This window comes from Cupriavidus sp. a3, from assembly GCF_051015765.1.
GTDB lineage: Bacteria > Pseudomonadota > Gammaproteobacteria > Burkholderiales > Burkholderiaceae > Cupriavidus > Cupriavidus oxalaticus_A.
Genome location: NZ_CP170643.1, coordinates 1,605,479 through 1,616,008, shown reverse-complemented (window position 1 = coordinate 1,616,008; position 10,530 = coordinate 1,605,479). Strand labels below are relative to the sequence as shown.

The 10,530-nt window shown below is 62.2% G+C and carries 19 protein-coding genes; 5 read left to right on the top strand and 14 right to left on the bottom strand.

Translation table 11 applies throughout. From position 1 onward, the window contains the following. Positions 1 to 40: 40 nt before the first annotated feature. The 13 genes from ACAD63_RS07830 to ACAD63_RS07770 form a co-directional block, all read right to left on the bottom strand. On the bottom strand, positions 41 to 655 hold the full coding sequence (locus ACAD63_RS07830) for a hypothetical protein (protein ID WP_434033702.1): 615 nt from the start codon (positions 653 to 655) through the stop codon (positions 41 to 43). Beyond that, positions 652 to 1,101 carry a phage protein NinX family protein gene (locus ACAD63_RS07825; RefSeq protein ID WP_434033701.1) on the bottom strand — a complete coding sequence of 150 codons (450 nt, stop codon included), beginning with the start codon at positions 1,099 to 1,101 and terminating at the stop codon, positions 652 to 654. The genes ACAD63_RS07830 and ACAD63_RS07825 overlap by 4 nt, the downstream gene beginning before the upstream one ends. Beyond that, a complete protein-coding gene (locus ACAD63_RS07820) occupies positions 1,098 to 1,550 on the bottom strand; it encodes a hypothetical protein (protein WP_434033700.1) in 453 nt (150 codons plus the stop codon). The genes ACAD63_RS07825 and ACAD63_RS07820 overlap by 4 nt, the downstream gene beginning before the upstream one ends. After that, entirely contained in the window at positions 1,547 to 1,753 is a 207-nt protein-coding gene (locus ACAD63_RS07815) for a hypothetical protein (protein ID WP_434033699.1), read from the bottom strand. Before ACAD63_RS07815 ends, ACAD63_RS07820 begins: the two co-directional genes overlap by 4 nt. Further along, complete coding sequence (locus ACAD63_RS07810; protein WP_434033698.1) at positions 1,750 to 2,739, bottom strand: phosphoadenosine phosphosulfate reductase family protein; 990 nt, start codon at positions 2,737 to 2,739, stop codon at positions 1,750 to 1,752. The genes ACAD63_RS07815 and ACAD63_RS07810 overlap by 4 nt, the downstream gene beginning before the upstream one ends. Continuing rightward, complete coding sequence (locus tag ACAD63_RS07805; RefSeq protein ID WP_434033697.1) at positions 2,736 to 3,158, bottom strand: recombination protein NinB; 423 nt, start codon at positions 3,156 to 3,158, stop codon at positions 2,736 to 2,738. The genes ACAD63_RS07810 and ACAD63_RS07805 overlap by 4 nt, the downstream gene beginning before the upstream one ends. Positions 3,159 to 3,161: 3 nt before the next feature. Further along, positions 3,162 to 3,362 carry a hypothetical protein gene (locus ACAD63_RS07800; protein WP_434033696.1) on the bottom strand — a complete coding sequence of 67 codons (201 nt, stop codon included), beginning with the start codon at positions 3,360 to 3,362 and terminating at the stop codon, positions 3,162 to 3,164. A gap of 100 nt (positions 3,363 to 3,462) precedes the next feature. Beyond that, positions 3,463 to 3,858: a hypothetical protein gene (locus ACAD63_RS07795; protein WP_434033695.1), complete on the bottom strand. Its 396-nt coding sequence runs from the start codon at positions 3,856 to 3,858 to the stop codon at positions 3,463 to 3,465. After that, positions 3,858 to 4,406: a hypothetical protein gene (locus ACAD63_RS07790; protein WP_434033694.1), complete on the bottom strand. Its 549-nt coding sequence runs from the start codon at positions 4,404 to 4,406 to the stop codon at positions 3,858 to 3,860. Before ACAD63_RS07790 ends, ACAD63_RS07795 begins: the two co-directional genes overlap by 1 nt. A gap of 7 nt (positions 4,407 to 4,413) precedes the next feature. Then, on the bottom strand, positions 4,414 to 5,802 hold the full coding sequence (gene dnaB / locus ACAD63_RS07785; RefSeq protein WP_434033693.1) for a replicative DNA helicase: 1,389 nt from the start codon (positions 5,800 to 5,802) through the stop codon (positions 4,414 to 4,416). Beyond that, on the bottom strand, positions 5,799 to 6,686 hold the full coding sequence (locus ACAD63_RS07780) for a hypothetical protein (protein ID WP_434033692.1): 888 nt from the start codon (positions 6,684 to 6,686) through the stop codon (positions 5,799 to 5,801). Before ACAD63_RS07780 ends, dnaB begins: the two co-directional genes overlap by 4 nt. A 2-nt stretch (positions 6,687 to 6,688) precedes the next feature. Beyond that, complete coding sequence (locus ACAD63_RS07775; RefSeq protein WP_434033691.1) at positions 6,689 to 6,823, bottom strand: hypothetical protein; 135 nt, start codon at positions 6,821 to 6,823, stop codon at positions 6,689 to 6,691. After that, positions 6,820 to 7,182, bottom strand: coding sequence for a hypothetical protein (locus tag ACAD63_RS07770; RefSeq protein ID WP_434033690.1), 363 nt, complete (start codon positions 7,180 to 7,182; stop codon positions 6,820 to 6,822). The genes ACAD63_RS07775 and ACAD63_RS07770 overlap by 4 nt, the downstream gene beginning before the upstream one ends. A gap of 136 nt (positions 7,183 to 7,318) precedes the next feature. Here ACAD63_RS07770 and ACAD63_RS07765 point away from each other — a divergent pair, with 136 nt between their 5' ends. Further along, entirely contained in the window at positions 7,319 to 7,516 is a 198-nt protein-coding gene (locus ACAD63_RS07765; RefSeq protein ID WP_434033689.1) for a hypothetical protein, read from the top strand. On the opposite strand, the gene ACAD63_RS07760 is transcribed toward ACAD63_RS07765, so the two are convergent. Beyond that, positions 7,513 to 7,821, bottom strand: coding sequence for a transcriptional regulator (locus tag ACAD63_RS07760; RefSeq protein ID WP_434033688.1), 309 nt, complete (start codon positions 7,819 to 7,821; stop codon positions 7,513 to 7,515). The two genes, ACAD63_RS07765 and ACAD63_RS07760, sit on opposite strands and share 4 nt — an antisense overlap. Before the next feature lie 75 nt (positions 7,822 to 7,896). Here ACAD63_RS07760 and ACAD63_RS07755 point away from each other — a divergent pair, with 75 nt between their 5' ends. The 4 genes from ACAD63_RS07755 to ACAD63_RS07740 all read left to right on the top strand — a co-directional run bounded on the left by ACAD63_RS07755 (position 7,897) and on the right by ACAD63_RS07740 (position 10,452). Continuing rightward, complete coding sequence (locus ACAD63_RS07755) at positions 7,897 to 8,661, top strand: LexA family transcriptional regulator (protein ID WP_434033687.1); 765 nt, start codon at positions 7,897 to 7,899, stop codon at positions 8,659 to 8,661. A 305-nt stretch (positions 8,662 to 8,966) separates the two neighbouring features. Then, positions 8,967 to 9,338: a hypothetical protein gene (locus ACAD63_RS07750; RefSeq protein WP_434033686.1), complete on the top strand. Its 372-nt coding sequence runs from the start codon at positions 8,967 to 8,969 to the stop codon at positions 9,336 to 9,338. A gap of 111 nt (positions 9,339 to 9,449) precedes the next feature. Then, complete coding sequence (locus tag ACAD63_RS07745; RefSeq protein ID WP_434033685.1) at positions 9,450 to 9,647, top strand: hypothetical protein; 198 nt, start codon at positions 9,450 to 9,452, stop codon at positions 9,645 to 9,647. Continuing rightward, positions 9,610 to 10,452: a hypothetical protein gene (locus tag ACAD63_RS07740; protein ID WP_434033684.1), complete on the top strand. Its 843-nt coding sequence runs from the start codon at positions 9,610 to 9,612 to the stop codon at positions 10,450 to 10,452. Before ACAD63_RS07745 ends, ACAD63_RS07740 begins: the two co-directional genes overlap by 38 nt. Positions 10,453 to 10,530: the final 78 nt, after the last annotated feature.

The following is a 10,530-nucleotide window of genomic DNA, read 5'->3' as shown; positions in this document are numbered from 1 at the left end:
GCTTGTTTGAAAAAAGCAAGCGGAATATCCCCGCTATCCCTTACGCAGCAACGGATTCCGCCGACTCGCACGCTGTACGATCTGGGACAAGCCCGTGGGCGACGAACGACGGCTCCAGCCGCTCCAGCGCTAGGTTCTCCAGCGCGCGGAAGTTCGTGTCCATCCAGCGCGCGGCGCGAAACACCCGGTCGGTGCCCACCTTGGCTTTCTCGGCCAGCGCGCGGAGGTCGCGCTGCTTGCGCGGCAGGTAGTGGCGGATCGTCAGGTCGAGCAGCAGGCCGAGCGCAGTAATGCCGCACGACCGTCGGGCGAACATGGCCAGTCGCTTGCAGCCGGCCAGCTTTTCCTGCCCGTGGGCGTAGCGCGCCAGCACCGCGGCGTACTCCGGGCTGGGCAGCCGGGTCTTCGCCGCGTCGGTGATCATGGCGTACTGCGCCCGGTATTCGTCCATGGTCAGCCGGTCGGGATCGTACTCCCCCGCCGGCCCGCGCAGCTCGGCCAGCCACTTCTCCTGCGCAGCGGTCGGCTCGTCGATCGCTTCCAGCAGCTGGATCAGCATGTTGCGGAACGGCGCCTTCTGCCGCGGCGGCAGTGACAGCACCAGGTAGGACACGTGCAGGGCGTGCGAGACGTCTGCGAACATGGGCTTCGTCATTGGGTCACCTCCGGGACTTCTTCGCCGTAGTGGCTCGCCACCTTCGCGCGCATGGCAGCAACCAGCACCGTCGCGCCAGCACCGCGCCCGACCGGCCGCACATTTAGCGCTTCCTGGGTTGCGTTCCGCGGCGGCAGCGTGCGGGTGGATGCCGAGACCGTGGCGCGCCAGTGTCCGTAGACCTTCCAGCCGTTGTTCGGGCCACCGTTGTAGTGGACCGCACCGGGCGGATTCAGGAAGATTTCATCGCGCTCGATGATCGGCCCGCCCGCTGCCCAGTCGCTCGAGTAGCGCGGGCATTCCTTCACGCTGCCATAGTTGCCCTGCTGCAACCAGTAGCGGCCAGTGTCAGGATCCGGTGCCAGATGCTGTGGGGCTTGCCGCTCGCCCTCCGCAATCGCCACCCAGAGATCAAGCAGCGCCCCTTCCAGTTCAGATACCCTCATGCGGACTCCTTCAGTTCCGGCAATTGCAGCGGCACGATGAACTCGATCCAGTACACCCGGTTGCCGTTCTCATCCTGCCAAGGGCCGGCCAGGCCGAGCCCACTCAGAGCTGGATCCCAGAGCATCTCGAATGCCCCGCGACCGATGACGCAATGCCCGATGCCGGGGATGTTCGGACTCTGCCCGACTAGGATGTACGGCATGTCGTCGAACCACTCAGCCGCGGCATCAGGATAGTCGGCCAGCATGCAGAGCTTGATGAGGTTGTAGCCGCGCGCCTTCAGCCACGCCCTTGCAGCCTTCTCTGCGGCGGGCTGATCGACGCCCTCAACGAAGTTCGGCACCTGGGAGGGATGCAGGTCGAGCAGGCAGGCGATGCAGGTGCGCCAGCAATCGCCGTAGAAGCCGTGCTCCGGATCGTGCGAAATCAGTTGCTTGTGTGGTGTCATTCTTTGGTTCCCCCGTCTTTGTAGCTTTGGCAACGCTTGCCGTGATTCCTTCGTTTGCCGCCCGGCAGCAGCTCGGTGCAGACCGTGTGCGTGGTGCCCATCAGGCGCGCGGTCTTCTCGTGGATGCAGCCCTTGCAGCTGCGGGCCTCGGTCTGCTCGTACACCACCGCAGGGTCGCGGAACATGTAGGCGGGCAACGTCATTCGCACAGCCCATAGGCAGACGAGCACGCCGTAGCATCCTCCAGTTGCTCAAGCAGGCTGAACTGCCGGCCGCCGCGGGTGGTGCGGCTCCATTCCACCACCGCGTGGATGGTGGAGTCCTGCCCCGTATGTCCTTGAGTCCCCAGGTGGAAGAACGAGACCGGCGAACGTGGTCGGCACACTGCGGACACCAGGCGCTCCCATTCGGCAATGCGCTCGACCTCGGCAGGGAAGCGGCGCGCAATCTCTCGCAGCTCGCCTTTGCTGCAGTTGATGCACGGCATGCAGCCCACCCGGTCCATGCCCTGGAGGTACAACGGGTTCGGCTTGATGCCGGCCAACTCGTGTGCCTGGAAGACGTCTCGCACGGCCCAACGCAAGATGGGGCGGTAGTTGTATAGCCCGCCACCGACTTCCTCGAAAGACTTCACGCACGCGCCCGAGCCCTGCAATCGCACACGGCGCGAATGACTTTCGTCGAGCCTTACGCCCTGCCAAGACCAGACGGCATAGCCCTCATCGATGATGTCCAGTGCGTAGGCCGTGAGCGGTTGGGTCTTGAGATAGTCGGTGCAGTATTGGCGCTTTCTGGATGGGAAGCCGCCCTTCAGCATGCACATGTCCAAATACGGATTGCCGGTCGGATGCAGCAGTTCAAGCGCGCGCGCAGCTGCTTCCCGAGTCCACGGGTAGTCGAACTTGCGCCGGCCGTAGACGGCGCTCTCCGGCTCGCCGGCAGCCAGCCGCGCCAGGTTAGCTCGCTTGGTCGCAAACTCGTCGGCGAAATCAGCCCGCACGACATCCACCTGGATTCCCAGAGCGCCGGGCAGGTAGTCCAAGGCGTAATCGTAGGTCGCAGTGTGCTCATTACCTGTGTCCGCGAATACGAAGCGACAGTTTTCCCGGCCGTGCTGCTCGATCGCCATGATGGCAGTGGCCGTGCTGTCCTTGCCGCCGGACATTGAAACAACGTGAACGACACTCATCCGTGCACCCCGTCAAAACTTACGCCGAACTCGTTGGCCGCGTGCGCCTGCACCTTGGCCACGTACTCGCTGAACTCGCCGACCGAGAACTCCGACGTCGACTTGCGACGCGTGAACAGCCGACCGTCCGGCAGCGCGATCTCGACCTTCGGCGCGAACAAGTCGGCGAAGTACTCGTGCCAGGTGTCGCGCTTGAACTGGCGGCCGTCGATCCAGGCCTGCTCCTCAATGTCGCGCAGCACCGGCCCGAAGTAAAAGGCGTTCTGCTCGCCCGTCCGGCGCCGTTCCTCCGCCGTCACGATGATGCGCAGCGGGCGGCCCTTCTCGGCACAGGCAGCCGCATTGGCCTTGATGAAGGCCAGCACCGTCGGCCAGATGCCCGGCGACTTGAGAGTGAACTCGCGGTATAGCGCGGCCATCGCTCAGGCCTCCCTCGCCTCGTCCGGGTCGCCCCAGCCAGACATGACCTTCGCCTGGTAGCGGCTGTACCCTTCCTCGATCAGGTCGCGATACTGCTGGTAGGTCTCATCGATGCCGGGGTACCAACATTCCTTACACCAGCGCGAGCCAAACACCTGGACATCGCCCCGGCACTTCAGACACGTTCCATGACCGTTGCTCATAGCGGCCTCACCAGTCGCACGCCACGGTTCCAGCGGCAGTTGTCCGCGCGGTGCCCGAAGGCGCCGCAGTAGCAGCAGTAGCAGCAGTAGCCGTTCCAGTTCATAGCGATACCTCCGGGTCGTTCATGAGATGCCGAATCGCCGGCAGCCGGATGTCGGCGTGGCCGATTCCCCAGACATCCAGCAGCGCGCTGAACGGTCCCGGCTTTCTGCGCCGGCTGATCATGGGGTTTTGGTTTTGCTGTCTCGGTTGGAAGGCCTGCATACCGGCCATGTCGATGCAGGTGAATTCCAGCGGCGGCTTGCGCGGCAATTCCGGAACAAGTTCTCGACAGGTCAGCAGCCCGCGCTTCTGCATGACTTTGAGTCCATCGCTCACACCTTGGCGGGAGAAACCGTGTTGCACGGCAAACCGGTGCGCGATGACCTTCTCGCCGCGCAGGAACGCGGCACGCAAGGCCTCCTGCAGCGACATGGGTTGGACGACGGTTCCCATTACTCGGCCTCCTGCTTGCGGGCGTGGTCCAGCAACGCCAGTGCATCCGCATGGTTGTCGTCGACCACTCGATAGCCGCGCGCGCGCATGGCGGCGATCATGGCGTCCTTGTCGGCGTTGCCCTTCCCCGTCGCCGCCTTTTTTATTACTGGCACCGGGACACCGACCAGGCGGATCCGGTTGCGGTCGGCCCACGCCTGCAGGTGCGCCTCGAAGCCGCCGTACACGTGTGCGGCCTGCACCGCGGTGTGGCGCAGCACCAGCTCGTAGTAGACGGCGTGAATTTCGCCGGCCTGGCGCGCACGCTCGCCCAGCCACGCAGAGAACTTCAGCCAGCGCTGGCCAGGGCCGTCGTTGCGGCGCGGCGCGAAGGACTCGCTACCGCTGTGCAGCGCGCCGTCGCGCATGCCCAGCGCCCAGCCGGTGGTGGTGCCGATGTCGATGGCCAGGATGTTCAGGTTGCACGCCGGCGTACCCAATGCTGCGGGGGCATTCCCTTGCAAATCAGGCGCTTCCGTTGCGGTCACCGTTTCGAAGAAGTCGGTCATGCTGTCCTCACAGATCTGCGGCGATGCCGCGCTTGCGCACTGCTGGACCGGCCGACAGCATCGGCAGCGGGCCCGTCCACTCGTCGAACTTGGTCACGGCGCCGCGGTACAGCAGCGGCACGTCTCCGAGCGCGCCATTGCGCTGCTTGCGGATCAACACCTCGGCATAGCCCTTGAGCTCGTCGTTGTTCGGGTCGTACATCTCCGGGCGGTGCACGAACATCACGACGTCGGCGTCCTGCTCGATGTCGCCGGAGTCGCGCAGGTCGGACAGGATCGGCCGCTTGTCTGGCCGTTCCTCGTTCTTGCGGCTGAGCTGCGCCAGCGCGATGACCGGAATGTTCAGTTCCTTGGCCAGCGCCTTCAGCCCGCGCGAGTAGGCGCCGATCTGCTGCGTGCGCATCTTTTCCTCGCCGCCGGTCATCAGGCCGATGTAGTCGACGATCAGCACGTCCAGGCCGTGCTTGCGCTTGTGGGCCTTGGCCTTCATGCGGACCTCCAGCATCGTCAGGGCCGGCGAGTCGTCGATCGCAAAGTTCAGGTCACAGGTGTGCTGCACGGCGTACGTCAGGCGTGGCCAGTCGGCATCCGTGAGGCGCCCGGACAGCAGCGCCGACAGGTGAATCCCGCCGCGGTTGGCCATGGCCCGGCCGACGATCTCCTGATCGGACATTTCCATCGACTGCAGCAGCACGCTGTAGTCGGTCGACATGTTCAGGCCGATGTCCGTCGTCAGCGCCGTCTTGCCCATTGAGGGGCGCCCGGCCACGATTACCAGGTTGCCGCCGCGCAGGCCGCCATTGAGCGCACGGTCGAGCGAGCCGATGCCGGTCGGGATAGCCCGGTCACCGGAGCCGTGATAGCGCTCGTCGACGCCCTCGACGAACGGCGTGGCCAAGTCGCGCAGGAACTTCGCTTCGCGGCGCACGCCGATCTGTGCGACACCGCCGATCAGCGCCTGCGCACGGTCGAGGATTTCCGCCCCCTTCATGGCGCTCGGCGTCTCGACCAGCTCGAGCACCTTGCGCGCCGCCACGGCGGTCTCGCGCAGCATGGCTCGGTCGCGGATGATCTCGGCGTAGCGCGCGACGTTCGCGGCGCTGGGCGTGTTGTGGGCCAGCTGCGTCAGGTAGCCGAGGCCGCCGACGCGCTCGGCCTTCCCCTGCGACTGCAGCACCTCGAACACGGTCACGACGTCGGCTGGCCGATTGGACAGAACCTGGCGGTAGATCGCGCCATAGACCTCGCGGTGGTCGTCGCGGTAGAAGTGCGCCGGCTCCAGACCGCTGATGCGATCGATAGCGCTGTTGTCGAGCAGCAGGCCACCCAGTACGGCCTGCTCGGCCTCGATGCTGAACAGCGCACGGGACTGCGGGAAATCATCGGGGGCGTTCATGCCGCGGCCTCCTCGTGGTATTGACCCTCGCGGATCTTGGCGAAATTCTCAGCCTTGACGATCCAGTCGAGGCTGACCAGAAAAGGCTTGCGACCATCGCGAGGCGTGACCTTGCCGGTCAAGAATGGGGAGTTGGCGACATAGCCAAAAAAGCGGCGCCAGTAATCCAGGTTTTGCCGCTTGGGGTCTTCGTTCCACCGAGTGCGCAGGTGGGAAGACCTAGCAGGTGTCCAGTCACGAACCGCTCGTCCCATCGGCAGCAGCTCGTGGTACAGAGCGATAATTTCCTGATGCGGACAGGCAGCCTTGGGCTGCTTGTTGCCCCCGGCGTCGCCGATAAGGTCGTCAGCGGGGGCGCTGTCGACAACTACCCCGTTAGGGGTAGTAGTAGTTGTAGTTAACTCTTCTCTACTCTCCTCTTCTCTATCGTGACCTTGCGTGACATCGCGTGACATGTCGTGACCTTCATCCGTCCGACGATCTGCCCGCTCTCTTTCCCGCTGTTCCCTTTTCCGCTGAGCGCTAGATTTGGCGCCGGTTTCCGGGTTGCCAGAGTCCTCGCGTTTCGGTTGCCTCTTATCCCATCCGGTCAGGCGATCACCGTCAAGAACGCGACCCTGCATGGCCTCACGGATGGCAGAAATGGCGCCTTCTTCGACGTCCAGCGCGCTCGCGATATCCTCGTTCGTGACATCCGTGACACCGCGCGTGACACTACGTGACGCGTCGTGACATTGCGTGACACCTCGTGACGCATCGACCAGCATGTGAAGGTAAGTCGCGATCACCAGCGCAATCGGTTGCCCAGATGCCCGAGCAACGGTTCGCCACTTGGGATCGTTGGGCATGTCATGCCAAAGCCGTAGCCAGTCGAGTCCAGCCATTACTACCTTCCCCCAGTCGTGCCCTGAAGCTGGGCAAGCAACTGCTTAATCTGCGAGCACAGGGCCATGCGGACCTCGCGGGTCTCGGCTACGGTGATCCTGTGCAGTAACTCGTTGATCTGTTCCATCAGGGTCATGCGGCCCGCCCCAGCAGCTTCGCGCGCAGTGCCGCGGCCTTCTGTTCAGCCTCGTGGAGCTCGCGCAGGTCTTCGCAGAACATCAGCTCGCGCTGGTGAGCGATCCACTGCGTGAGCAACGTATGGCCGACCAGGCATTCGAAGCGGGCAATCTTGGTGATGGGCAGGTGCCATACCTTGCCGGCGCCGTCCCTGCCGTTCTTGATCTTGGAGAATTGCGACGGCGACAGGCCAAGGTAGCCCGCGTACGTCTTCTCCATGAACTTGAAGCGGCTCAGCTCGATGGCCTTGCGGATCAGGCCAGATTCGTCGGCAATAGACGCAACGATGCCTTCTTCGATGGCGCGGGGCTTTTCCATCAGGCACATCAGGGGCAGCTCTTCCTGAGTGGCAACACTTGACACTGGAAATGACACTTAGGTCTCCCGTAAAAAAGAAGGCATCAGAGCGATGCCGCTAAACTGCCCACTACCCGCGCCATGGACCGAGACCACCATGCCCAAAGCCGAAAAGATCGAGATTTCGCACTGCGCTACCTGCGGCAATCAGACGGACATCGCCGCCGATGCCAAGACATGCCGCTTGTGCGGCGGCCCCGTGATCCTCGGGGACCCCTGGCTGACAGAATTCCGAAAGAAGCTGCGCGGGACGCGGGCCATGGTTCAGGTCGCCAAGGAAGATCCCGAGAGCTAGACCGCCTCGCGACGGGTGGATCGTCCCGTGGGTGGCTGAACGTCGTCGGTCGCTTTCAGCCGTTCGTTGTCCGCTTCGAGCTCCGGCCAGATCAGCTGCCAGTCGTCTGGCCGAAGATCCTTGCGGGTCACGGCGCCCTTTGTGGCACGCTCGATGGCAACGCATCGCTCGATAGGCACAGACCGGGCACCCGTCGCCCATTGCTGAACCGTGGGAGGCTTCACGCCGACCAGGCGAGCGAGAGCAGCCTTACCGCCGACTGCTTCGCTGGCCCGCTGAATGGAGGTGATGGGTTTCGTGCTCATGAGAGCAATTATATGGCATTGCCTTATTATTGCAAGGCATTGCCGCATGTGGCCCGTAGCGAGTCAAATTAGGCAATGCTTACTGGTGAAAAACTCGGCGCTGCGATAGAGCAGGCCAGGCTAAAGAAGGGCGTCTCGAAGAAGGCGCTGGCGGATGCCATGGGCGTGAAGCCCGCGTCTGTGCAGGATTGGGTGAAATTCGGCCGCATCGCAAAGGAGCGGATCAACGACCTCGTCGCGTACTTTTCCGACGTTGTCGGCCCCGAGCACTGGGGATTAGATTTTGCGCAAGGGTCTTTTCCGATGACCACTCTGGTGCAGCCCAGCGGACAAACTTCTTCTGCGGGCGCTTACAATCCCCTGCCCGGCCCGGCCGGACAAGATTGGCCCTCCCCAACAAAAGAAGATTCGGTTTTGGTCCCGCAGCTTGATGTTGTCGCCTCTTGTGGCGATGGTTGTTTCCATGATCACGTACTGGTAAGCGGTGGGCACGTGTTCTCGCGCGAGCAGCTCAGAGAGCTCGGCGTCCCTGAGCGAGCAGCTCGAATGATTCACGTGTCCGGCGGAAGCATGCGCCCTACCATCCAGGACGGCCGCAAAGTCCTCGTGAACATCGAAGACACGGAACCCAAGGAGAACAAGATCTACGCGATCTGCACTCCATACGATGGCCTGGTATTGAAGCGCTTGGTGCGCGAGTACAACCCAGCCGCGGGCGCACAAGTCTGGATGATCAAGAGCGACAACCAGGACAAGATTGCCTTTCCGGACAAAATTCTGCCTCCTGACGACCGAACCATGATCGCTGGCCGTGCCGTCTGGACCGACAGCCTTCTGTGACAAGGGAGCCGTAGATGGAAGTCGCCTTTCTTTGGGTCGCACTAAGCATCGCTTGCGCATTTCTCGCTGCGCGCCGGGGCCGATCAGGATTCGGCTGGTTCCTGATCTCCCTCCTGTTCTCGCCTCTTATCGGCTTCATCTTCGTACTGGTCCTGCCCAGTAAGGCGATTGCGACTGGCACACCAACGCCTGAAACGCACGTCAAATGCCCTGACTGTCGTGAGCTCGTGCTCCGCGACGCTCGGAAGTGCAAGCACTGCGGGTGCAAGCTTATTCCGCAATAACGATCCGCCAAGGGGGAAGCTATGCACAAGGCTATCGTTGCGGTAGGCCTCGGCCTGCTGACACTTCAGGGATGTGCTACGAAGAACTACGGCACCCAGTCGCCCCTGACTGATTTCGAGCGGCAGACGCTCACCTGCCGCGAGATTGAGATTGAGCAGGCAAAGGTGCAAGGCTTCCGGGCAAAAATCGAAGGGCAATCGGTACGACTTGACGCTCGCGACTTCGTGCCTTGGAATTTCGGCATCGGCAATCACATCGCGTATTCGGAAGCGGTCGACAGTGCAAACCAGCGTGCGCAGCAGCTTGAGGCGGCAGCCATCGAAAAGGGCTGCACCACAGCGAAGCCCGACCCCCTACCCGAACCAGTCAAGTACGGCGCGAGCAAGAACTAACACCTGGGGATAAACATGACTAAGAGTTGCGAGCAGGCGTAAGCCTACCGACCAGTAACAAGCCAAAAACAGACGTAGCCTATAATCAAGTGGACCATCAGGGATGACACCATGAAATCCACGCCCCTCGACGACCTCGAGCAGATCATCAAAGCCGACCAGACTGCCTCGAAGGAGGTAGTAAAGGGTGCTGAAGCTATGATCCGCGCGATGCGCGAGCGGCGGGCTGCGTTTGACTCCGAAAAAAAACAAGCGGAAGAAAGGATCCAACGTGGCGTCAGACTCACAAAGCACCGAATACCTCTGTGATTTCGCGTACCTAGACAGAAATCGCGCCGCTCTATATTTCTCGCAGCTCAATCCAGAAAGTGGTGCTCCGACCCAAGTAAAGCGGACGGAGAAGCACGGTGGCACAGACGGGGACAAGTTAACTGTAGGTATCCCGAAGCTGATAGCCACGGAGTTCGCCGGCAACAGCCAGTTCGAGCGGTCCCTTGAGGGGCAGTTTGATCCCACGTGGCTCCTCCCCATCGAAGCCATGCAGAAGCTCGATGAGTTGAACTACATCTCCACGAACCTGGAAGAAGCCCGAATTGGAGGGCTTGCGCTGCTTACTGGTCGGATGCGCATCATCGATATTCGCTTCCTGAAAGAACTATGGCCATTTGTCGGTGAGATGGTCACTAAGCAAGTAGCGGAAGCGCTGCCAAACGGAGGAAATCATAAGATCAAGCAACAGTTCCTTGCGGCGAAAAAGAAAGAAAACGACCTGATGGCGAGCGTGATCGCCAAGATGCCTCACGCGCTGCAAGCAACCTTCTATGTGGACGACAAGCAACTCTGGACGACCCTTCCTCCGGAGAACATGCTGATCAATCCAGAGGACCTTGCATTGAAGCATGGGGCTGAGATTGCGGGAGAATGGCACCTTCTGGGTGTTATCGACGCGCTTCCCGAAGATTCACTGCCCCAACCTATCCCCGGGGAGCAGCTAGACCTGGAGGACGGCATGATCAACATCCTCAATGCCATGAGGACGTTCATGGGTCGCAAGAGCAGTGCTTTCGGGGTGACCCCCATCGCGATCTTCCGAACCATCAAGCCGGGCGACTAACCCTCGCCGGCCATTGCCAATAGCCCGCCCATGAGGCGGGTTTTTTGTTGCCCGCCCACAACAGACATAGACCGACTG